At 65.2% G+C, this 22,357-nt stretch carries 21 protein-coding genes; 12 read left to right on the top strand and 9 right to left on the bottom strand.

What is annotated here, in order from left to right:
• Nucleotides 1–117: 117 nt before the first annotated feature.
• Nucleotides 118–351, bottom strand: coding sequence for an HIG1 domain-containing protein (locus C2R25_RS10580; protein WP_103729144.1), 234 nt, complete (start codon nt 349–351; stop codon nt 118–120).
• Nucleotides 348–1,193, bottom strand: coding sequence for a tRNA glutamyl-Q(34) synthetase GluQRS (gene gluQRS, locus C2R25_RS10575; protein WP_103729143.1), 846 nt, complete (start codon nt 1,191–1,193; stop codon nt 348–350). The genes C2R25_RS10580 and gluQRS overlap by 4 nt, the downstream gene beginning before the upstream one ends.
• Nucleotides 1,194–1,349: 156 nt before the next feature.
• Here gluQRS and C2R25_RS10570 point away from each other — a divergent pair, with 156 nt between their 5' ends.
• On the top strand, nt 1,350–1,958 hold the full coding sequence (locus tag C2R25_RS10570; RefSeq protein WP_103729142.1) for an HNH endonuclease: 609 nt from the start codon (nt 1,350–1,352) through the stop codon (nt 1,956–1,958).
• A gap of 18 nt (nt 1,959–1,976) precedes the next feature.
• Here C2R25_RS10570 and C2R25_RS10565 read toward each other — a convergent pair whose 3' ends face one another.
• Nucleotides 1,977–3,257, bottom strand: a complete 1,281-nt coding sequence (locus C2R25_RS10565) for a dicarboxylate/amino acid:cation symporter (RefSeq protein ID WP_103729141.1) — start codon at nt 3,255–3,257, stop codon at nt 1,977–1,979.
• Between the two features lie 233 nt (nt 3,258–3,490).
• On the opposite strand from C2R25_RS10565, the gene glmM reads away from it, so the two are divergent.
• From glmM to thiD, 3 genes are read left to right on the top strand one after another with little or no spacing between them, the layout of a single operon-like run.
• Nucleotides 3,491–4,831: a phosphoglucosamine mutase gene (gene glmM, locus C2R25_RS10560; protein WP_103729140.1), complete on the top strand. Its 1,341-nt coding sequence runs from the start codon at nt 3,491–3,493 to the stop codon at nt 4,829–4,831.
• A 31-nt stretch (nt 4,832–4,862) separates the two neighbouring features.
• Nucleotides 4,863–5,099 carry a DUF1272 domain-containing protein gene (locus tag C2R25_RS10555; protein WP_103729318.1) on the top strand — a complete coding sequence of 79 codons (237 nt, stop codon included), beginning with the start codon at nt 4,863–4,865 and terminating at the stop codon, nt 5,097–5,099.
• 29 nt (nt 5,100–5,128) lie between these two features.
• The gene (thiD, locus tag C2R25_RS10550) at nt 5,129–5,878 is read left to right on the top strand and encodes a bifunctional hydroxymethylpyrimidine kinase/phosphomethylpyrimidine kinase (protein ID WP_103729139.1); all 750 of its coding nucleotides are present in this window, start codon (nt 5,129–5,131) and stop codon (nt 5,876–5,878) included.
• Between the two features lie 3 nt (nt 5,879–5,881).
• Here thiD and C2R25_RS20420 read toward each other — a convergent pair whose 3' ends face one another.
• Together C2R25_RS20420 and C2R25_RS10545 are read right to left on the bottom strand one after the other, a co-directional pair.
• A complete protein-coding gene (locus C2R25_RS20420; RefSeq protein ID WP_158250648.1) occupies nt 5,882–6,049 on the bottom strand; it encodes a hypothetical protein in 168 nt (55 codons plus the stop codon).
• A gap of 120 nt (nt 6,050–6,169) precedes the next feature.
• On the bottom strand, nt 6,170–7,045 hold the full coding sequence (locus C2R25_RS10545) for a TIGR00730 family Rossman fold protein (protein WP_103729138.1): 876 nt from the start codon (nt 7,043–7,045) through the stop codon (nt 6,170–6,172).
• Between the two features lie 91 nt (nt 7,046–7,136).
• On the opposite strand from C2R25_RS10545, the gene C2R25_RS10540 reads away from it, so the two are divergent.
• A complete protein-coding gene (locus C2R25_RS10540; RefSeq protein ID WP_103729137.1) occupies nt 7,137–8,201 on the top strand; it encodes an LD-carboxypeptidase in 1,065 nt (354 codons plus the stop codon).
• Between the two features lie 7 nt (nt 8,202–8,208).
• On the opposite strand, the gene C2R25_RS10535 is transcribed toward C2R25_RS10540, so the two are convergent.
• From C2R25_RS10535 to C2R25_RS10525, 3 genes are all read right to left on the bottom strand, one after another.
• Nucleotides 8,209–9,459 carry an MFS transporter gene (locus C2R25_RS10535; protein ID WP_103729136.1) on the bottom strand — a complete coding sequence of 417 codons (1,251 nt, stop codon included), beginning with the start codon at nt 9,457–9,459 and terminating at the stop codon, nt 8,209–8,211.
• Nucleotides 9,460–9,749: 290 nt separating this feature from the next.
• A complete protein-coding gene (locus tag C2R25_RS10530) occupies nt 9,750–11,054 on the bottom strand; it encodes an MFS transporter (RefSeq protein ID WP_103729135.1) in 1,305 nt (434 codons plus the stop codon).
• A 63-nt stretch (nt 11,055–11,117) separates the two neighbouring features.
• On the bottom strand, nt 11,118–11,915 hold the full coding sequence (locus C2R25_RS10525) for a 2-keto-4-pentenoate hydratase (protein ID WP_103729317.1): 798 nt from the start codon (nt 11,913–11,915) through the stop codon (nt 11,118–11,120).
• A gap of 275 nt (nt 11,916–12,190) precedes the next feature.
• On the opposite strand from C2R25_RS10525, the gene C2R25_RS10520 reads away from it, so the two are divergent.
• From C2R25_RS10520 to C2R25_RS10500, 5 genes are all read left to right on the top strand, one after another.
• A complete protein-coding gene (locus C2R25_RS10520) occupies nt 12,191–13,210 on the top strand; it encodes a LacI family DNA-binding transcriptional regulator (RefSeq protein WP_103729134.1) in 1,020 nt (339 codons plus the stop codon).
• 103 nt (nt 13,211–13,313) lie between these two features.
• The gene (kduI, locus tag C2R25_RS10515; protein ID WP_103729133.1) at nt 13,314–14,150 is read left to right on the top strand and encodes a 5-dehydro-4-deoxy-D-glucuronate isomerase; all 837 of its coding nucleotides are present in this window, start codon (nt 13,314–13,316) and stop codon (nt 14,148–14,150) included.
• A gap of 76 nt (nt 14,151–14,226) precedes the next feature.
• Nucleotides 14,227–14,982 carry a 2-dehydro-3-deoxy-D-gluconate 5-dehydrogenase KduD gene (gene kduD / locus C2R25_RS10510; protein WP_103729132.1) on the top strand — a complete coding sequence of 252 codons (756 nt, stop codon included), beginning with the start codon at nt 14,227–14,229 and terminating at the stop codon, nt 14,980–14,982.
• Complete coding sequence (locus tag C2R25_RS10505) at nt 14,982–16,007, top strand: sugar kinase (protein ID WP_103729131.1); 1,026 nt, start codon at nt 14,982–14,984, stop codon at nt 16,005–16,007. The genes kduD and C2R25_RS10505 overlap by 1 nt, the downstream gene beginning before the upstream one ends.
• 117 nt (nt 16,008–16,124) lie before the next feature.
• On the top strand, nt 16,125–17,675 hold the full coding sequence (locus tag C2R25_RS10500) for a carboxylesterase/lipase family protein (RefSeq protein ID WP_103729130.1): 1,551 nt from the start codon (nt 16,125–16,127) through the stop codon (nt 17,673–17,675).
• A gap of 4 nt (nt 17,676–17,679) precedes the next feature.
• Here the strand turns inward: C2R25_RS10500 and C2R25_RS10495 are convergent, their stop codons facing one another.
• Nucleotides 17,680–18,030 (bottom strand): cupin domain-containing protein, encoded by a 351-nt coding sequence (locus tag C2R25_RS10495; protein WP_233203926.1) that lies wholly within the window; start codon nt 18,028–18,030, stop codon nt 17,680–17,682.
• Between the two features lie 349 nt (nt 18,031–18,379).
• Here C2R25_RS10495 and C2R25_RS10490 point away from each other — a divergent pair, with 349 nt between their 5' ends.
• Together C2R25_RS10490 and C2R25_RS10485 are read left to right on the top strand one after the other, a co-directional pair.
• Complete coding sequence (locus C2R25_RS10490) at nt 18,380–21,271, top strand: TonB-dependent receptor (RefSeq protein ID WP_103729128.1); 2,892 nt, start codon at nt 18,380–18,382, stop codon at nt 21,269–21,271.
• 74 nt (nt 21,272–21,345) lie between these two features.
• The gene (locus tag C2R25_RS10485) at nt 21,346–22,344 is read left to right on the top strand and encodes an alpha/beta hydrolase (protein ID WP_103729127.1); all 999 of its coding nucleotides are present in this window, start codon (nt 21,346–21,348) and stop codon (nt 22,342–22,344) included.
• The last annotated feature ends 13 nt before the right edge of the window (nt 22,345–22,357 follow it).

The raw sequence follows: 22,357 nt of genomic DNA, 5'->3' as shown, positions 1-22,357 counted from the left end.
TTCGTTCCTTTCAAGGGAGGACGTCGGGCGCGTCGTGGCCATCGCGTGAAGGCAGGTGCCCGTGCCAGGCGGACAGCTTTCCGCCGTCACATACCGGCCGGATGAGGGCCTGCGCGTTCAGCGCGCCATTGCGAGCAGGAGGGCGCAGACCAGCACGGCCGCCATCTGGTACTTGATGCGGTTGAACATCATCCTGTTCTGCAGGATCTGATTGGGCGACGGCCCGATGGCATTCGGGTCGCGGTTCAGATCTTCCTTCGTGTTGTTCATGAAGGCGATGATGCCGCGCACGAGGCTGACGATGACCATGATCACCAGCACGATGATGATGGGAACAAGGATGTAGTTCATGGCGTCTGGTGTACGCCCCGGGACAAGGAAATACCAGTCGGGAAGCGCCCTTCGCGCAGTGCCTGGGCGATGGTGCGTCCATCCTCGCCGGCCCGCCGCCGGTCTCCCAGTGAGGGTGAGCCTCGCCGCTTCGCCAGCTTGCGACCGTCCGGCTCCACCAGCAACGGGTGGTGAAGCCAGGTGGGCACCGGCAGGTCGAGAAGCGCCTGGAGAAGGCGGTGTATGTGCGTTGCGTAGAACAGATCCATCCCGCGTGTCACAAGGCTGATGCCGTCAGCCGCATCGTCGAGCGTGGCGGCAAGGTGGTAGCTTGCGGGCAGGTCCTTGCGCAGAAGTACAATGTCGCCGAACATCATGGGGGTGGCCGTTTGCCGGCCCGCGACCTCGTCCGTCCATGACAGCGGTCCGGTCATGGTGAGGGACCGTTCCACATCAAGCCTCCAGGCGGCAGCGGCCGCAGGATCGACCCGCCGGTCGCGGCACGTACCGGGGTACACGGGCCCATCGGGTCCGAACGTGGTCGCGGCAGCGCCTATCTCGGCGCGGGTGCAGGTGCACGGGTAAAGAAGGCCCATCGCTTTCAGCCGCTCTCCCGCGGCGGCGTAGCTTTCGAGCCGCTGCGACTGGAACACCGGTTCGCCATTCCAGGGCAGGCCCAGCCACTTTAGATCCAGCAGGGTTTCCTCGACGAAGGCGGGGCGGCTTCGTTCCCCGTCTATGTCCTCGATGCGCAGGATGAACGCGCCGCCGCGCGCACGTGCCGTGTCGTGGGCGACAAGGGCTGCATAGGCATGCCCGAGGTGAAGCGGGCCATTGGGGCTGGGGGCGAAACGCGTGCGCATCGCTGCGGGTCGTAGCGTGCGTGGCGGCGCAGGCAAGCCGTGCTGTGGATCGGCGGGGCTCCGGTCATGCGGCATCTTGACGTACTCGCACGCAAGTGCTCGAAATAGCCGCATGGAGTGCCATGAAACCGCAATCCGGGCCTGCGACAGGAGGCCATGCTCAAGTCGGAGCTGATCGAGCGCGCGGCCCGGTTCCGCAGCGCGGAGGGGGACTCCTCCCGAAGTCTTTCAGACTGCCCTGCTCTTGTTCTCAACGCGGATTACACGCCGCTTTCCTATTACCCCCTCAGCCTGTGGCCCTGGCAGACCGCGATCAAAGCCGTGGTGCTGGAGCGGGTGGATATCGTCTCCAGTTACGAGCGTGCCGTCCACAGCCCGAACTGGACGATGCAGATCCCGTCCGTGATCGCGCTGCGCCAGTACGTGAAACCCAGTGAGTTTCCCGCCTTCACCCGGTTCAACGTCTTCCTGCGGGACCGCTTTTCCTGTCAGTACTGCGGCAGTCCGCACAACCTGACCTTCGATCACGTGGTGCCGCGCCGGCTGGGCGGCCGCACAAGCTGGGAAAACATCCTGACCGCCTGTTCGGCCTGCAACCTGCGCAAGGGCGGGCGAACACCGAAACAGGCCAAGATGCCGCCGCTCGTCCCGCCAATCCGCCCCACAAGCTGGCAACTGCAGGAGCGGGGGCGCGGATTCCCGCCAAACTACCTGCACGAAACCTGGCGTGACTGGCTGTACTGGGACATCGAACTGGAGGAGTAGCGGGCAGGCTGCTCCCGCTCAGTGAAGAGTCTCCTCGGGCGCTTCCTCCGTCTTCATCCCGGCATCGACGGCCGTCGATACCGCCACGTCCATGGTGACGTTGCCCAGCGTCCGCATAAGATCGGGCACCACTTCGACCGCCACCAGTACGCCGAGCGGCCCTAGCGGCACACCCATCGTGGCGGCGATCGGTCCGATGGAGGAGACGAAGCTGATCGTGCCGGGCAGCGATACCGCGCCAAACGTGGTGGCGAAGGCGACAAAGGCGCCCGCCGCCAGAGCGCCTGCGCTCAGTTCCACCCCGGCGAGCTTCGCCGCGTAGATCGCCACGCCCATGTTCATCGCCGGCCCGGTCGCGCGGAACAGAGTGACGGCGAGCGGAAGGGCGAACTCCGCCGTGGTGGTCGCAACGCCCAGCCTGCGGCTCGCCGCCAGCATCGTCGGCAGGGTGGCCAGCGAGGACTGGGTGGACACGGCGACGACCTGCGCCGGAAGCATGGCCTTGAAGAAGGCCGAGAGGCTGCGCCGCCCCGCGATGACTGCGATCGCATAGCCCGCGATCATCACCACGGTGCCGACGGTGACGACAAGCACGATGTAATGCGCGAGCGCCCCGAGCGCCGCACCGCCGCTGCGCACGCCAAGCGACAGACCCAGAGCGAAGACGCCGATCGGAGCGAGCTTCAGGACCCAGCCGATGACGACCATCATAGCGCCGGCAAGCCCTTCAAACAGCAGTGCGAGAAGCTTGCGGGGCTCGTCGCGAAGCCGCGTGGACGCGAAGGCGAACAGCCCGACGAAGACGATGACCGGGAGCATCGCGCTGGCCGCCGCAGCCGAGACCACGTTGTAGGGCAGCAGGGATGCGAGGAAGTCGGACAGGCCCGGTACCTTCCCCGGGGTGACGCCCTGCGCGAAGCTGACGCCGGCGGGGGCGGGGAAGAGGTCGAGCAGTAGCGGCATTGCCACGGCACCAAGGATGGCACTGAAGGCGAGGAAACCCACGATGATGCCCAGGGTCCGCCGCGCCATGAGGCCGGCCTTGGCCGCAGCCACCGTCTCCACAATGCCGGAGAAGAGCAGGCCGGCGACGAGCGGGAGGATCGTCATCTGCAGGCCCTGCAGCCACAACGAGCCGACCGGGGCCGCAATCGCCAGGGCCGGCTGCGCCTGAGGCTTGCCCGCGAGGATGAGCCCAAGGACCAGTCCGCAGATCAGGCCTGTCAGCGTCAGCGCGCCGGGAACGCGGATTTCAGGGATGCGCGAGGTGCTTGATGAAGCGGGGGATAGCGAAGTCATGCGCAGCGACAAATAAGCGTCAGTGCTCCGGATGGCAATTTGCCCCAGGGGCCTTCGAAGCATTATCCTTGCGCTATGCTTTCGTCGCGAGCAGACGGCGGGTGACGGTTATCTGTTCGACGGATCAACGATCAAGCTGTAAGGGCGCGCCAAAGTCAGGGTGCCTATGTCGCGCCAGACAAGGCATCGGCGTTTCGAAGCTATATTGAACGCTGCATAGAAAAGGTCAGAGAATGGGGAAACAGTTCTTCGGCACGGACGGTATCAGGGGCCGAACCAATCAAGGGACGATGACCGCGGCCACGGCGATGCGGGTGGGCCAGGCGGCTGGCACTCATTTTCTTCGCGGCGCCCACCGCCACCGGGTGGTCATCGGCAAGGATACGCGGCTTTCCGGATACATGCTGGAGAACGCCATGGTGGCCGGTTTCACCAGCGTTGGCATGGACGTCGTCCTCCTCGGCCCCATGCCCACGCCCGCCGTGGCCTTGCTGACGCGGGAACTGCGGGCCGATGTGGGCGTCATGATCTCGGCCAGCCACAATCCGTACGAGGATAACGGCATCAAGCTGTTCGGCCCTGACGGATTCAAGCTCTCCGACGCGGATGAGCTGGCGATCGAGGCGATGCTTGCGCAGGATCTGCCCCTTGCGCCATCCGCTGAAATCGGCCGCGCCCGCCGCGTTGACGACGCCAACGGCCGGTACATCCACGCGGTGAAGGCCGCGCTGCCTTCGTCGGTGCGGCTCGATGGCCTGAAGATCGCCGTCGACTGCGCGAATGGCGCGGCCTACCAGGTCGCACCCGCGGCCTTTTGGGAACTCGGGGCGGAGATCGTCTCGATCGGCGTGTCCCCCAATGGACGAAACATCAACGAGCGCTGCGGCTCGACTCACGTCGATCTGCTTCAGGAAACCGTAGTCTCCTGCGGCGCTGATATCGGCATCGCTCTCGACGGTGACGCGGACCGCCTGATCGTCGTGGACGAAAAGGGCAGGACTGTGGATGGCGACCAGATCATGGCGCTCACCGGAAGCCAGCTTGCCGCCCGGGGTGAACTGCGCGGCGGCGGCGTCGTGGCTACCGTCATGTCCAACCTCGGGCTGGAGCGCTTCCTCAACGGACAGGGCCTCTCGCTCGAACGCACGGCCGTGGGGGACCGCCACGTCCTCGAGCGCATGCGGGAGGGCGGCTTCAACGTGGGCGGGGAGCAGTCCGGCCATATGATCCTGCTCGATCATGCGACGACGGGCGATGGAACGGTGGCAGCGCTGCAGGTGCTGGCGGCCCTGGTTCAGTCGGGCAAGCGGGCGAGCGAATTGCTCCATCTGTTCGATCCCGTGCCGCAGCTGCTGCGCAACGTGCGCTTTGCCGGCGGCCGCCCGCTTGAGGAGGACAGCGTCAGGGCGGCCATCGCCGATGCGCAGGCCTCGCTCGACGGTCGGGGGCGCCTCGTGATCCGCCCCTCGGGCACGGAGCCGGTCATCCGCGTGATGGCCGAAGGCGACGATGCCGGCGAAGTGGAAGCGGCCGTGGCCTCGATCTGCCACGCCGTCGAGAAGGCAGCGGCATGATTCTCTTGGAATTCCGGGGAGGATGCTGCTGATGCTAGAGATGCGGCCTGACTGTGAACGCTGCGGCACGTCCCTTCCTGCAGAGGCGCCCGGCGCGTTCATCTGCTCGTTCGAGTGTACCTATTGCGCCGAATGCGCGGATGCGCTGGACGACCTGTGTCCGACGTGCGGGGGCGAACTCGTCGATCGTCCCACCCGCGCCAAGCGGCACCACGATTCGGCGCCTCCATCGAAGCAGCGACGTTTCAAGGGGCAAGGCTCGACTTGATCGGGGGTGAGGGGATAAGGAGCGCGGTCATGAACCAGCCCCCTCGCATCCTCTCCATCGCCGGGTCCGACAGTTCCGGCGGCGCCGGCATCCAGGCCGATATCAAGACCATCACGATGCTGGGTGGCTTCGCGATGACGGCGATTACGGCTATTACCGCCCAGAACACTCGTGGCGTGACGGCGGTGACCGCCTTGTCCGCCGACATGGTCGGCGCGCAGATAGACGCCTGCGCGTCCGACATCGGGGTGGACGCTGTGAAGATCGGGATGCTGGGAAGCCCGCAGATCGCAGGCGTGGTAGCGGATCGGCTGGAAAAGCTCGGCGTGCCTGTGGTCTTCGACCCTGTCATGATCTCGACCGCGGGGTCGGTTCTCGCGGACGAAGCGACGGTGCAGCAGTTCGGGCGACTTATGGCGATCGCTTGCCTCACGACTCCGAACTTCGATGAACTCGCAGCGCTTGGCGGCGATGAAGCGTTCGTTGGCCGGGGCATACCCTATCTCGCGAAGGGAGGAGACGCGCCCGGCGAGATGGTGGTGGATCGCCTGATCGTGGACGGCACGGACCCGGTGGTATGGACCGGCTCGCGCATCGACACCCGCCACACACACGGTACCGGCTGCACGCTCTCAAGTGCGATCGCCACCCTCCTCGGGAAGGGCGCCACGCTTGAGGAAGCGGTGCGGGATGGCCGGGAGTTCGTTCGGGCAGCGTTGCTCGCAGCGCCGGGGTTTGGCGCAGGCCATGGACCGATGGGGCATCAGGCGGTGCGTTGACCGTCAATCCTGGGACTGACGGTGCCGCCGTAGCGCCGTGTCCGCAAGCATTCCTGCGGCGGCCATGGCACCGCCGGTGATGCCCGCAGTGCCCAGCGCCAGAATGACGGGCTGCACGTAATCAGCAAGCATGCGGGCCCGCTGGTGCAGCGGCTCTACAAGGGTGCTCATGGGTTTGCATCTGCTTGGGTCATGCCCCTGCAGATGCACCCGATTCCCTTATCGATGCACCCGGATAAGTTCGCTCATTGTGTTCGATATTTCCGAACAGTGCACCGGGCGCCTGCTGCTTCAGCCGCAGTCCAGATCGTAGTACTTCTTGATGTGACCCCAACCTTCCTCCGCCGTTTCGCACCAGTGGAAGAGGTTGACATCGTCGGGGCTGATGACGCCCTCTTCGGCCAGGGCTTCGAAGTTCACCACGCGTTCCCAGAACTCGCGTCCGTAAAGCAGGATGGGGATAGGCTTCATCTTCCCGGTCTGTATCAAGGTCAGCAGTTCGAAGAACTCGTCGAATGTGCCGAAGCCGCCGGGGAACACGGCAACCGCGCGCGCGCGCAGAAGGAAGTGCATCTTGCGAAGCGCGAAGTAGTGGAACTGGAACGAGAGGCGCGGCGTCACGTAGGGATTGGGCGCCTGCTCATGAGGCAGGACGATGTTCAGCCCCAGCGACTCCGCGCCGACGTCTGCCGCGCCCCGGTTGGCCGCTTCCATGATGGAGGGGCCGCCACCGGAGCAGACGACGAACTGGCGCATACCCTTCTCGACGATGGCGCACTGGCTGGCCAGGCGCGCCAGCGTGCGGGCTTCCTCCCAGTACTTGGCCTTCGCGGCCAGCCGTTCGGCCACCTTGTGCTGGTAGTCGGTCGCGGCCGCCGCCACGAGCGCGTCCGCACGGTCCGGAGAGGGTATGCGCGCGGATCCATACATGACGAGGGTGGAGCCGATGTTGGCTTCCTCAAGCAGCATTTCCGGCTTCAGCAGCTCCAGCTGGAAGCGAATGGGGCGCAGTTCGTCCCTCAGCAGGAAATCGGTGTCGCGGAAGGCGAGACGATAGGCCGGATGCTCGGTCTGGATGGTGTCGGCTTGCTTTTCGGCGAAGCCGGCCTCCTGTTCGGCCTTGTAGAAGCGGCGTTCGGTGAGGTCTTTATCTTCTTTTTCGGTCATTGGTGCTCCATGGCCCGACGCGTCGGGCGGGTCCAGAACAGTTGTCGGTGCCGCTGGTTGCACGGCGTTGCATACAGGCTAGGCTGTGAGGATGATGAACAGTCGGACTTTGACGCGGCGAGGCGCACTTGTGGGGATCGGCGGCGGTCTCTGCGCGCTTCCCGCCCGGGGGGCGGTGGCGCGCGGAGGCCTGCCATCGGCACCGGTCAATATGGTGAAGCCGCCGCGCCTGCGCAACGGCGATGTCTTGGGCATCGTGGCGCCTGCCGGCTTCGTAGCCGACCGCTTCGGGATCGAGGAGGTCGCCGCCACGGTTCGTGCCATGGGCCTCGTGCCCCGCGTAGCGCCGCATCTGACTCAGCGGCACGGCTATCTTGCAGGCACGGACGACGTGCGCGCCCGCGATCTCATGAGCATGTTCGCTGACGATGATGTCAGGGGCATCCTGGCGGTTCGCGGCGGGTGGGGATCGGCTCGACTGCTGCCTCACCTCGATTTCGCCACCATCCGCAAGAAGCCGAAGCTTTTCGCGGGCTTCAGCGACAACACGGCCCTCTGCCTGGCGCTGGCCAGCCAGGGTGTCGTTTCGATACACGGGCCGAACGCCTCGGCTTCGTGGCCGCAGGCCTCGTGGGAGTCGTTCCACCGGGTCGCGTTCGAAGGCAGGCTGCCGACCTATTCCGTGCCCGTGCGGGATGGCCCCGGCCTTGGCGGGCGGGGAACCGGCGTGAGGACGTTTCGCGGAGGCAAGGCTCAAGGGCGACTGGTCGGGGGCAACCTCACGGTCCTGAGCGCGCTTGTCGGCACGCCTTTCCTTCCGTCTTTCGACCGCGCCATCCTCTTCCTGGAAGATACCAACGAGGCAGAGTACCGGATCGACCGAATGCTGACCCAGCTCGCTTTGTCAGGCGCGCTCGACAAGGTGGCGGGTGTGGTTTTCGGTCAGTGTACCCGGTGCGAGAATCCGGATGGCGGCTATTCCAACTTCACTCTCTACGAAGTGCTGGACCAACGCTTCGGCTCTCTTGGCAAGCCGGCCTTCCAAGGCCTCATGATAGGGCACGTGGCAAACCAGATCAGTGTTCCCGTAGGCATCATGGCCGAGATGGATGCAGACGCGGGAACGCTCCGTCTGCTTGAGCCGGCGGTCGTCTAGGAATGCGTCAGCGCTTCACCTGCACGGCCATGAGCCCGAACAGGCTGAGCAGGGCCGCCGCCGAGATGTAGAGGCCGACGAAGAGAACGCCGCCACTGTCCGCCAGCGCCTGCGCGGTGGCCGGTGCGAAGCCGCCGCCGATGATGCCACCCACGTTGAACGCGATGGAGGCGCCTGTGTACCTTACCCGAGCCTTGAACAGGCGCGGCAGCAGTTCCGCGATCGGGCCGTAGACCAGCCCCATCGTGAACAGCGCGAGGCAAAGGAACAGGCCAATGACAAACAGGGATCCGGCCGAGAACATCAACCCCATGATGGTGCCGAGGAGCACCGCACAGAAGCATCCGAACATGAGGACCGAGCGCGAGGACCGCCGGTCCGCCGCGTATCCCGCAACCACGATCCCCGCAGCCATGAAGAGGATCGCGAACAGCTGCACGCTCAGGAACTGCTGGCGTCCATAGCCCAGCGTGCCCGTCCCGTAGCCGAGTGCGAAGGTGGTGGCGAGATAGTAGAGGGCGAAGCAGGCGATCACCGCGAAGGTTCCGGCCACCGTCTCGCGCAGGTGCGTGCGGAACAGCTCGACCACGGGGATCGCGCGGTGCTTTTCATCTTCCTGCACGAAGACGGGGCTTTCCGAGAGACGAAAGCGGATCCACAGTCCGAGGCCGACCAGCACCGCGCTCAACAGGAAAGGAACGCGCCATCCCCAATCGGCGAACTGCTCGTCCGTCAGCACCGAGCTTAGGACGAGGAAGAGCCCGTTCGCCGCGAAGAATCCCACAGGCGCACCAAGTTGCGGGAACATGCCGAAGCGCGCCTCATAGCCCTTCGGGGCGTTCTCCACCGCCAGCAGGGCAGCGCCGCCCCACTCACCGCCCAGCCCGAGTCCCTGGCAGAAGCGCATCAGGCACAGAAGGGCGGGTGCCATCCATCCGGCGCTTTCGTATGTCGGCAGCAGGCCGATCAGCACGGTTGCGCCCCCCATGAGCAGGAGCGATGCGACAAGGGTGGACTTGCGTCCGACTCTGTCCCCGAAGTGGCCGAACAGCGTTGCGCCTACCGGCCGGGCGATAAAGGCGATGGCGAAGCTGGCATAGGACGCGAGGTGCTGCACCGCCGTCGATTCGGCCGGGAAGAACAGCGGCCCGAAAACCAGAGCCGCAGCCGTGGCGTATATGTAGAAGTCGTAGAACTCGACCGCGGTGCCCACCAGGCTTGCAGTGAGCACCCGGGCATTCTGGCGGTAGACGTTCATCGATGGCTCCCCTCGCGTAGCACCCCTCTAGCCGGACCCGGGGCCGATGACGAGAGGGCGAAAGACCCGGGGCATGTCGCGAAGATTGGAAAACCTGATGGCGCTGGCGGTGTCGGCATGAACCCGGCTCCTCGGCCGGGCTCCGCTTCATCGCTGCGATTCGGGAGAGCGATCTCGGGAACGGCCCGCGTTGGAGGAGGTGCCAGGGAATCCCGGATGTGGTCCGTGATTCCCTGACCGTGAGGAATAACGCGCTGTCCCTTCCCCGGGGACCGCCTGGCGCGGGTCCCTTACTTCGCTTCGATGCTCACCGGTCTGAGGCGCGGGCTGAGCACGTGGACCGCGAGCAGGGCGAGCAGGTAAGCGCTTGCACAGATGGCGAAGAGCACCTCGTAACTGTGAGTCGCATCGAGGATGTAGCCCGCGAACAGGGCCATACCCATGCCGCCCACGGCGCCTGCGGTGCCGCCGATGCCCACCACCGAACCGACCGCTCCGCGCGGGAACACGTCGGAAGGCAGGGTGTAGAGATTGGCGGAGAAGGCCTGGTGGGCTGCGGTCGCAAGGCCAATGATCAGCACGGCGGTCCAGACGTTGTCGACGCCCTGGACGAACCAGATTGGCAGCACGCACACTGCGCACAGCAGCATCGTCGCCTTGCGCGCGAAGTTGGGGCTGCGGCCAGTGGCAATCAGCTTGGACGACATCCAGCCGCCGGCGATGCTGCCAACGTCCGAGATCAGGTAGATTGCCGCCAGCGGCAGGCCGAAGGTCTTGAGGTCCAGGTCGTAGCGGTCGAACAGGTAGCCCGGCAGCCAGAACAGGAAGAACCACCAGATCGGGTCGATGAGAAACTTGCCGAGCGCATAGGCCCAGGTTTCGCGCACGATGAGCAGTCGCCCCCAACCGATCTTCTCGACTGGATCGGCCGGGTCCTGACGGATGTAGGCCAGTTCCTGCGGCGTCACGTGGGGATGGCTGCTCGGGTGGCGATAGAATGCCCACCAGGCGCCCAGCCACAGGATCCCGAACAGGCCGGTGACGAAGAACGCCATGCGCCAGTCGAACCACAGCACCAGCAGCGGCACCAGCAGCGGGGTCACAATCGCGCCGACGTTCGCGCCGGCGTTGAATATGCCGATTGCCAGTGCCCGTTCCTTCTGTGGGAACCAGTCGGTCACGGCGCGGATGCCGGCGGGGAAGTTACCCGATTCGCCCAATCCCAGTCCGAAGCGGGCCATCGCGAAGGAGGTGATGCCGGTCGCGAAGCCGTGGGCCATGTGGCTGACGGTCCAGATGACGATGGCCAGAACATACCCCAGCCGGGCGCCCAAGGTATCGACGATCTTGCCGAAGGAGAGATAGCCGATGGCATAGGCCAGCTGGAACCAGAAGACGATCCCGGCAAAGTCGGATTCGGTCCAGTTGAATTCGGCGGACAGCGTGGGCTTGAGCACGCCGATCATCTGGCGGTCCACATAGTTGATGGCCGTCGCTGCAAAGAGCAGCGCCACCACTACCCAGCGGTAGCGCCCCACCTTCAGCGGAGCGCCTGTCCTTGCCTGGCCGGCCGTGCTGCCGGTTTCTGCATCCATTTTCCTGCTCCCTTGCGACCTCGCGCCGTTCACCACGGCCATATTTTCCGATCGCTCTTTTCGTCAGTCCTGCCTTGCCGCGATAATGCCGCAAGCGACCGTACCGTGGCCGTCGAAGTTCGCCAGTATATGCTGGCCCGGCGTGACGGGATGAACACCCGTGACCGCGCCGGTCGAAACCCAGGTGCCGGCGCTGCAGTCGATCCCGCGCGCCGAGAGATGGCCCAGCAGGAAGCGGACGGCGCCGAGCGGTCCGTCCAGCATTGTCGTCGTGGTCGCCTCACCGGCCGTGTCGCCATCGATGTCCAGTCGGACGGTGATGGCGTTGAAGTCAACGGTTTCCCAGCCTTCCAGCAGCGGGCCGATGACCATGCCGTAGTTGTTGCCGTAATCGGAGACAGTCACCGGCGGTCCATCCGCGTTGATGCCGGGGTAAGGGGAACTGGCGACCTCGATGCCGATATGCACTGCGTCCAGTATGGCGCGCGTGCCCGCATCGTCCTGCGGCACCATGCCATCCCAGCCGGGCGCGACATGAAGCAGGAACTCCGCCTCGGCTGCGGCAAAACCGTCCGCGAAGACAGGCATCGCCGGTGCTTCCCCGTCAGCCACGGTCACCACGCTGTCACTGAAGATAGGCCCGGCCAGGCGGTTGCTGGCCAGTTGCACGTCAAGCGGCGGGTTGATCTTGCCGACCTTCCAGCCTGCGATCTCGCGGCCGTCAAACCGGATGGCGATGTCCTGGATGGCATAGCCGCCGCCGAGATCGGCGGGGATCTGCCCCGGATAGGTATCCAGTGCGCGTTTTTCGCGCCGTGCCGTCACGAAAGCTTCGGCCACTGCTTTTGCGGTGTCTGTCAAAACGATCCCCAACCCATTTCCTATCGTGCCCGGATCGTCTGGACACCGGTGTCACCCAACGCCAATAGCAATCCGTCGTATTCAGAGTGTCCGCTCTGTCGGGAGGGTCACCGACAGCGCCATCCTATGGATGGACCTGCTTTCTTTCCGCCGATGACATGATAAACGGAAAGATGGTAACCGGTGTCATATTGCCTTTCACCTCGCGGGAAGGCAAGCCGAAAAAAAGCGCCCCGGTTCCTCGATAGCCCGGCGTACATCAACAAGGATGCCGCATGGCAGAAGGCCAGAAACCGACGATCAATGATGTGGCGCGCCTTTCGGGCGTGTCCAAGAAGACGGTCAGCCGCGTGATCAACAAATCGCCGCTGCTCAATGCGAGCACGCGCGAGAAGGTGGAATCGGTGATCGCCGAACTGGGTTACGTGCCCAATCCGCAGGCGCGGGCGCTGGCGTTGCGGCGCAACTTCCTGATCGGTCTCATCCACGACAACCCGAACGCGCAAATGGTGCTGGGGGTGCAGGAAGGCATTCTCGACACCATCCGCGATACTGAATTCGCGCTCGTCGTTCATCCGGTGAACCGCTATTCGCCGACGCTGCATGACGATATCCGCCGCTTCATTGAGCAGCAGCGGCTGTACGGCGTCATGCTCCTGCCGCCGCTTTCCGAGCGCGATGATCTGGCCGATCTGTGCCGTGATCTTGGCTGCACCGTCGTGCGCATGGGCTCTGCCAGGCTGGACGAAGATGCTCACCTGGTTGCCTCCAACGACCGGCAGGCCGTCCGCGAGGCGGTGGGCTGGCTGGCGGAACTGGGCCATTCGCGGATCGGCTTCGTAGCGGGTCCTGAAGGCTTCCGCTCGGCCAACGAACGCGAGCAGGGTTTTCTCGAAGGTCTGGCGGGGGCAGGGCTCAGCCCGGACCCGGCGATCATGGCCCGCGGCACGTACCGCTTCGAATCGGGCAAGGCCGCAGGCGAGAAGCTGCTGGCCGCGGACATTCCCCCGACCGCCGTCTTCTCCAGCAACGATGAGATGGCGGCCGGCATCCTCCATGCGGCGCGCGAGCGCGGGCTGAATGTGCCGGATGACCTCTCAATCATCGGCTTCGACGATACCGCCACCGCTGCACACATCTGGCCGCCGCTCACTACCGTGCGCTGGCCGATCCGCGCCATGGCGAAGACGGCGGCCGCAAAGCTGATCAGGCCCGCATCGGCGGCTTCGGAGCCTTCGTTCTTCCTTTCCGACCTCATCCGGCGCGCCTCCGCAGTTCCCCGCAGCGCCGCGTGAGGGCCTGTGTAAAGGCGGACGCCAATTTGGCCGAAGCCGCATTGACACCGGTTACCTAAAGCGGATACGCTTCACGCCGAAGAGATGAACGGGAGAGTTCGCAGTGTTCTGCAAGACGTACCACGCCACCCATCCGGACATGATGGAGTGTGTCTCCAATGAGGAGCTGCGCGATCGTTACCTGGTGACGGGCATGTTCAAGGCGGGTGAGGTCAACCTCAACTACTCGCACAACGAACGCTTCATCATCGGTGGCGCGGTTCCAGGGGCGATGCCGCTGGCCCTGCCGCTGCAGACCGCGCCCAAGAGCGCCGAAGGCAAGTCGTTCTTCGAGCGCCGCGAAGCCGGCATCACCAACATCGGCGGCCCGGGCGCGATCACGGTCGACGGTCAGCGCTTCGAAATGAAGAACAAGGAATGCCTCTACGTGCCGATGGGCAGCCAGGAGGTCATCTTTGAAGGCGAAGGCGCGCGCTTCTACATCGCGTCGGTTCCTGCGCACAAGGCGCTGCCGATCAAGCACATCACGCCTGACCAGGCCAATCCGCTGGCGCGCGGAGACCTTGCCAACTCCAACCAGCGCACGATTTACCAGCTGGTCATCCCCGGCGTATGCGAGAGCGCGCAGCTGCTGCTGGGCCTGACCGTGCTTGAAGAGGGTTCGGTGTGGAACACCATGCCGCCGCACCTCCACGATCGTCGCAGCGAGATCTACCTGTACTTCGAACTCCCCGAGGAGAACGACCGCATCTTCCACTACATGGGCGAGCCGGATCAGATGCGTCATATCGTGATCGCCAACGAAGAAGCCGTCATCAGCCCGCCGTGGTCGATCCACATGGGTTCGGGCACTAAGAAGTACGCCTTCATCTGGGCTATGGGCGGGGAAAACCTCGACTACACTGACATGAACGTGCTCGACATCTGCCAGCTGCAGTAAGCGGCACTGTCTTCAGGCCCGCGTCCCGGAATAAGAGAGGGACGTGGGCAAGACACATACTGACGGGATAGGACACATGGCAATTTCCTTCGACCTGACGGGCAAGGGTGCGCTCGTCACAGGTGCCAACACGGGCATCGGCCAGGCCATTGCCGTGGCTCTGGCAGAAGCCGGCGCCGATGTTGCGGTGGCTGGCCGGTCCGAGCCGACCGAGACGCTCGGCGCGATCGCCGCCACCGGGCGCAAGGCGGTGAACATCAAGGCCGACCTGTCGAGCATCGAGCCGGTCGGACGCGTCATCGACGAAGCGGTCGCGGGTCTTGGCAAGGTGGACATCCTCGTCAACAACGCCGGGATCATCCGCCGCGACGATCTGCTGGAGTTCTCCGAGGAAGACTGGGATGCGGTGATCGACACCAATCTCAAGACGCTGTTCTTCCTCAGCCAGGCAGCGGCGAGAGGCATGGTGGAGCGCGAGGGCGGCAAGATCGTCAACATCGCCTCCCTGCTGACCTTCCAGGGCGGCATCCGTGTCCCCAGCTACGCGGCGGCGAAGTCGGGCGTGAGCGGGGTGACCAAGGCAATGGCGAACGAACTCGCCCCCAAGGGCGTGCAGGTCAACGCGATCGCGCCTGGCTATATCACCACCAACAACACCGCCGCGCTGGCCGCCGACGAGACGCGCAACCGCCAGATCCTGGAGCGCATCCCAACCGGCCGCTGGGGCCGGCCGGAAGATATCGCGGGGGCCGCGGTGTTCCTCGCCTCGCAGGCATCCGATTACGTCACCGGCCAGATCCTGGCCGTCGATGGCGGCTGGCTCGCGCGCTGATGCCACGTTTCACCCGCACCGGCCACGTCGTCACCTTTGGCGAAGTCCTCCTGCGTTTCGCGACACCGGGCGGGCGGCTGATGGTCCAGTGTGATGCGCTGGACATGGTGGTGGGCGGAGCAGAGGCCAATGTCGCGGCGGGGCTGGCCTCGCTGGGGCATGACGTGACGATGCTCACGCGCCTGCCGTCCAGCCCACTGGGCGACCGGGCGCGCGCGGCGCTTAATGCCGCCGGGATCGATACCGCCCACATCGGGCGCGATGCCGGCCGCATGGGACTTTATTTCCTCGAAAGCGGAGCGGGCTTGAGGCCCTCGTCGATCACGTATGATCGCGCGGGTTCGGTGTTCGCAACCTCCAAGGCGACCCAGTTCGACTTCGCCTCCGCTTTGGAGGGTGCCCGACTGCTCCACCTGTCGGGCATCACGCCGGCGCTCGGCCCCGGGGGCGTCGCGCTTGCGCAAGCCGCCGTCGCCGCAGCCGTCAGCGCCGGCGTGCCTGTTTGTTTCGATGGCAATTACCGCGCCCTGCTGTGGGATGCCTGGGACAGCAACCCGCGTGAGATCCTGACGGACCTGATGCAGTCGGCCACAATCATGATCGGCAACCATCGCGACATCTCGCTGCTGCTAGGGAAGGCGTTTTCCGGCGACGGTTCCGAACGGCGGCGTGAAGCGGCACTGGCGGCTTTCGACGCCTTTCCGAAGCTGCAACTGATTGCCTCTACCGCGCGGCACGTGGTCAATTCCGGGCATCATCGCATCGCAGCCCGCGTCGATGCGCGCGACGGCGCCCACCAGACCAGCGAAGTGGACGTGACCGGTATCGTCGACCGCATCGGTACCGGCGACGCTTTCGCAGCGGGCGTACTGCACAAGTGGCTGGAAGGCGCAGACCTTGTCGCTACGGCGCAGGCGGGGTTGGGCTACACGGTGCTCAAGCATACCGTGCCGGGCGATATGTGCCTGGTCGGGCCGCAGGAGCTTGAATCCTTTTCGGCCAGCGGAGGGGATGTGCGGCGGTAAGGCCGGGGATTGTCAGACCTTCGGCAGAGCGCCTCGACGCCGAGGCAGGCAGACCTCAAGAGAGCCACCGCTGCCGGAGCAATTCGCGGATAATGAGCGGGGCCGGGAGAGTTGAACATGACGTACGCCAATTTCACCCGCCGCACCCTTGTTGCCACGGCCGCTGGGTCGGCCGCCGCCTTGGCGTCGCCGCTGCCGGTTCTTGCCCGCACCGCCAAGGCTCCGCGAGCGGGCCGCTATGCGGGCCTCACCGAAAACGGCGTCTTCGCCTTCAAGGGTATCCGCTACGCCCGCGCCGAACGCTTCGCCCGGCCCGTGGCGGAGCCGTGGCACGGCTCTGCCCTTCAGGCCACCTCGTTCGGGCCGATCTGCCCGCAGCGGGCGCTGGGGGATGAAGCACAGGCGGAAGATTGCCTCTATCTCAACGTCTGGACACCAGAGATCAATCCTCGGGCGAAACGGCCGGTCATGGTGTACTTCCACGGCGGGGCCTACACCACTGGTTCGGTGACGGACCCGCTGACTCACGGCGGCAGGTTGGCGGCGGACGGCGACGTCGTGGTGGTGACGGTCAACCACAGGCTGAATGCGCTGGGCTATGCCTGGCTCAAGCCGTTCGGCACGCGATACTCGGACAGCGGCAACCTTGGCCAGCTGGACCTGATATTGGCGCTTCAATGGGTGCGGGCGCATGTCGAGGCGTTCGGTGGGGATCCTGCGCGGGTCATGGTCTTCGGCCAATCCGGCGGAGGCGCCAAGATCGCCACGCTGATGGCGATGCCTGCGGCAAGGGGGCTGTTCCACAGTGCTGCGACGATGAGCGGCCAGCAGGTTCAGGCCAGCGGACCTGCGCACGCCTGGGCGCGCACGCAGGCTTTTTTGGCGGCATTGAAAACCGATGTCGAAGGCCTGCGCACCATGCCGATTGAGCGGCTGAGGGAAGGGCTGGCGGCGGTCGATCCGATACTGGGCGGAAGCGTCTATTTCGGGCCGGTACTCGACATGACCAACCTTCCGCGTCATCCCTTCTGGCCCGACGCCGCGCCGCAATCGCTAAGTGTTCCGATGATCCTGGGCAATGTGCGCGACGAAACCCGCGCCTTCCTCGATCCCCGCGGCCCGAAGCTGAAGGGTCTCGACTGGAGCAATCTTGCCGCGCGCATCCAGCCCGAGATCAAGATAGACCTCGATCCAGTCTGGGTGGTGGAGCAGTATCGCCTTCATGAACCGGCCTGGACGCCCGAGCAGGTCTACTACGCGGCGACCACCGCGGGCCGCTCCTGGCCGGGGCAGGTGATCGAAGCCGACGAACGCGCTGCTGCGGGGGCAACGGCGACGTGGGTCTATCAGCTGGACCGCAGTTCGCCGCGCGACCCGCTGCGGGGCGCCGCGCACACCGACGACATCCCCTATGTCTTCGGTACCCTTGACGCACCGGGCAGCTATTCGGGCACCGATGCGGTCGCGCGCGGCCTGAGCACTACGATGATGACGGCCTTCACCGGGCTGGCCAGGACAGGCAGCCCCGGGCTGGCGGAATGGTCGTCCTATCGCCTGCCCAATCGCGCAACCATGGTCTTCGATGCGCGATCGCGGGTGGTGAACGACCCCCGCCGCTGGGAACGGGAGCTTTGGGCGAAGGCGCCCTACGTGCAGCCGGGGGTGTGAGCGGTCACTTCTTCGGAGGGTTGGGGTAAGCGACGATCAGCGAAAGCGGTTCCTCGCCGCGCTGCCAGATACCCACCACCGCGCCATCGTAGAGGTAGGCCGTCATGCCCGCGCGCAGCGTCTCACGCCTGCCATCCGACACCACTTCGCCAACGCCCGAGAGGACGTAGTAGACCTCGTCATGGGCAATCGGATGTTCTCCGATCGCAGCGCCCTTGTGAAGGACGCGGCGACGGAATTCCATTGTGCGGGGCGGAGGGGCGGCATCGGAGATGCGGTAGGCGGTGCTCATGCCGATGCTGCCATGCGGCGGGGCTTCCTCGCGGACGGTATCGCGCTCGTCGATCACCACCATGGGCGGCGCTGCCGCGAGGAGCAGCAGAGTCGCGGCAATCACGCTGCCGGCTCCGAATGGGGTGCGAAATGCTTTGAAATACGCCAGATTTGCATCGTCTTCTCCCATGTTTATCGTGTTGCGACCGGGCTATTGACACCGCAGTCCCGCTGCGTCACATATTGATGACACCGGTTACCACTGATCGCAAGGATGATCTTCGGAACTGGTGAGGCGATCCCCCGCGGGTCGCCGTCGTGCTCCGGAAGGAGCGGGAGTAGAGGTGCCGGAAGTAGTGCTGCGGAATGCGCGCTTCCTTTTGACACCGATGTCATAAGTGCCTTTGACCGGGCTGTGAGGGGATGTTGTCATGCGCAGGCATGTTACCGGAATTACGCTGTTGAAGGCTGCTCTGTTCGCAGGCAGCGCTCTGACCGCATCGAGCACACTTGGGCAGGCGGCGCTGGCGCAGGAAGTGAGCGAGGCTGCGGCCGATGCCGCAACGGCAGATCAGTCGGCCACCGCGAACGAGATCATCGTCACCGGTTTCCGCAAGTCGCTCGAAGCGGCGCTCAATGTGAAGCGCGAAGCGATCTCGGCCGTCGATGCCGTCGTCGCCGAGGACATGGCCAAGTTTCCGGACCAGAACCTTGCCGAATCGCTGCAGCGCATTCCCGGCATCTCGATCCAGCGCGACGGCGGTGAGGGCCGTGCCATCACCGTGCGCGGTCTTGGCGCGCAGTTCACCCGCGTGCGCGTGAACGGCCTTGAAACGATCGCCACCAGCTCGGACGGCGCATCCGCCAACCGCGACCGCGCGTTCGACTTCAACGTCTTCGCCTCGGAACTGTTCAGCAGCCTTGTCGTCCACAAGACCGCCGAAGCCAGCCTTGATGAAGGATCACTGGGCGCCGTGGTCGACCTCAACACCGGCAATCCGCTTGCGGGCAAGGCGGGGTTCACAGGGGTGCTCAACCTCCAGGGTTCGTACAACGACCTGTCGGACAATGTCGGCCCCCGCGCCGCCGGCCTCCTGTCCTGGAGGAACGATGCAGGCACCTTCGGCGTCAACCTGTCGGCTGCGTATTCGCATACCGATACGCTTGAAACCGGCAACAATACCGTGCGCTGGGCGCAGGCTTACTTCAACTCGGTCAACGGAACGCCTTGCTTCTACTCGGACGTGGGTCCGACGGGGGGCAGCCCGGTGAACTCGGGCGGCGGCTATCGTCCGTCCGCAGCCTGCGACGCTGCCGCGCTTTCGTTCCACGCCCGCATCCCGCGCTACGGCAAGGTCGAACATGACCGCCGCCGCCTGGGCCTCACGGGCTCGGTCCAGTTCGAGCCGACCGACCGCACCAAGATCTCGATCGACGGGCTCTATTCCTCGTTCAAGGAAGACCGCAAGGAACAGTGGCTCGAGGTTCTCGCCCGCTCCAACGAGCGTCGCTTTAATCTGGTGAACCCGGTCTACGACGATACCGGCACAATGATCGGCGGTACGTACAACAACGCCTGGGTCCGTACTGAAAGCTACCTGCGCAAGTCGGAAACCGAGTTCTACCAGGTTGGCGCGACCTGGGAGCAGGACGTCAGCGACACCTTCCGCTTCACCCTGCTCGGCGGCTTCTCGCAGTCTGACGCCGACATCCCGGTCGAGACGACGTTCGCCTACGACAACCGCAACGCCAACGGCTTCAGCTTCGACTACAGCGACATGAAGTCGCCGGTGCTGAGCTACGACCTCGACGTCACTGACCCGGCGAACTTCCAGCTTGCCGAAATTCGCGACCGTCCCTCCTACGTCAAGAACCAGTTCAAGACCGCGCAGCTGCGCACCGAATGGGACATGACGGAAGGCTTCACAGTGAAGGCAGGCGCCGTGTGGCGTCGCTACGACTTCCGCACTCAGCTGTTCATGCGTGATACCGCCGCCTGCGCCGCGAACGGTCAGCCCGACCTGATCCTGGGCCAGGTGACCTGTTCGTCCAGCGTCTACGGCCTGCCCGTCCTGGCCGACTTCTCGCGCCTGATCGAGCTTGGCGACGCGGGCCAGCCCGGCGGCACCACCAGTTCGTGGCTGGTGGCCGACATCGACAAGGCGGCCGACTACACCAACCTCTACGGGCGCACCGCCATGGAGGACCTAGGCAACAATCGCCGCGTGCGCGAAGAGACTTCGGGCGGCTACGTGCAGTTCGACGTCAAGGGCGAGATCTTCGGGTTGGAGTACGCGGGCAACGCCGGCATCCGCTACGCCCACACCAAGCAGACGTCGACCGGCTACACCGCCGGGGTGGCGGCCACTGTCGAGCGGACCTACGACGACTGGCTGCCGTCGATGAACCTGGCGTTCTACCCGCACTCCGACGTGATCGTGCGCGGCGCGATCGCCAAGGTGATCACCCGGCCCTCGCTCGGCAACCTCAATCCGGGCGGCTCCGTCGATGGCTTCAACTATCGCGTGACCTTCGGCAATCCGTTCCTCGACCCGTTCCGTGCGACCAACTTCGACGCTTCGGTCGAGTGGTACTTCGCGCCGCAGGCCCTGGTTTCGGTCGCGGGCTTTATCAAGAAGATCGAAAGCTTCCCGGTCGCTGGTACGTATACCGCCACTCTGCCGCAGCTCGGGCTGGGCCGTGACGTGCTGGGCACCAGCACGCCTGCCTACCTCAACTACGATCCGAATCAGGAATACGTGGTGTCGTCGCAGGTCAACGGCGAGGGTGCGACGCTCAAGGGTGTCGAGATCGCGCTGCAGATGCCCTTCACCTTCCTGCCGGGCATCCTGCGCAACACCGGCTTCCAGGGCAACGCGACCTTCATCGACAGCAGCGCCGACTACCAGATCACCGGCCCGGCGGTCACGGCCTGCACTCGCAATCCCACGACGGGCGCCTGCGGTCTCACCGGCGTTTCGGCGATCTACAACAACACGCTCCTGGGTGTGTCGGAGAAGGCCTGGAACGCGACGCTCTACTACGACGACGGCAAGTTCTCGATCCGCGGCTCGGTCAGCTATCGCGGGCCCTTCAGCGACGCCACCAGCGCGACCGGCAACATCTTCGAAGGGTACGGCTCGTACACCAGCGTTGATGCGGCGATCCGCTACAAGGCTACCGAATGGCTGGAACTCTCGATCGATGGCAATAACCTGACCGACGAGTATCGCTACCGCACCAACGACATCTACGCGAACCGCAACTACGAGAACAACCACTTCGGACGCACGATCCTGTTCGGCGCGCGCGCAAAGATCTGATTCCCTCCCCCTGACGCGTGGCTCGTCGCCTTTGCGGCGGGCCACGCATTTTTTCTTTTCGAAGGGAGCCGTCGTTGGACTTCGATCGCAGGACCCTCATCGCCGGTTCCCTTGCCGCTGCCGGCTTTGCCGCGCGGGCGGAGGCACAGACGCCGCCGCCGACCGCTTCGAACGCGCTGCCGCCCGGACTGCCTCAACCGCACGAGACGATCGACCTGTGGCCGAAGGGCCCGCCGGCCAGGCTCAAGGCAGCGCTGACCGAGACGGTGAACGAACGCTCCGCCGACGCCCTCGTGACCGATCGCGCCGTTTACGGCATCACCCGTCCGCGCCTTGCGGTATTCCGGCCCGACCGGCCTAACGGCGCGGCGGTGATGATCACGCCGGGCGGCGGCTATCGCTGGATTGTGGTCGACAAGGAAGGCTACGAGATTGCCCGCTGGCTCACCGCGCGCGGCTTCACCGCCTTCGTGCTGTTCTACCGCCTGCCCGGTGAGGGCTGGTCGAGCGGAGCCGACACCGCCCTTGCGGATGCGCAGCGCGCCATGCGCCTGATCCGGCATCGCGCAAAGGAATACGCCATCGATCCGGAGAGAGTCGCGGCGATGGGTTTTTCGGCGGGTGGACACCTGTGCGCGGATCTCAGCACGCGCTTTGCCGCCAGGGTCTACGATCCGGTGGATGCGGCGGACGGTCTGTCCGCCAGGCCGCACTGTGCCGCGCCGATCTACCCGGTGGTGAGCATGGATCCGGCGATCGCCCACGCCGGATCGCGCAATCTGCTGCTCGGCCCCGCGCCGTCGCTGCAGGACGCAGCGGTGCATTCACCCGACCAGACAGTGCCGGCCGATGCACCGCCGCACTTCCTGGTCCACGCCGAGGACGACGATGTCGTGCCGGTGGAGAACAGCGTGCGTCTGCGCGCGGCGCTCAAGGTACGGGGCATACTGGTGGAAACGCACCTCTTCGCCAATGGCGGCCACGGCTTCGGCCTGCGCCGGGCGATCGGCAAGCCGGTGGAAGCCTGGCCGGACTTATGGCGCGCCTGGACGCGGACGGTGGGTTTCGCCTGAAGCGACGCTGGCG

Origin of the sequence: Novosphingobium sp. HII-3, from assembly GCF_002916655.1 — a bacterium.
Classification (GTDB): domain Bacteria; phylum Pseudomonadota; class Alphaproteobacteria; order Sphingomonadales; family Sphingomonadaceae; genus Novosphingobium; species Novosphingobium panipatense.
The sequence above is the reverse complement of the archived record's forward strand: the minus strand, read 5'-3'. Positions and strand labels throughout refer to the sequence as shown.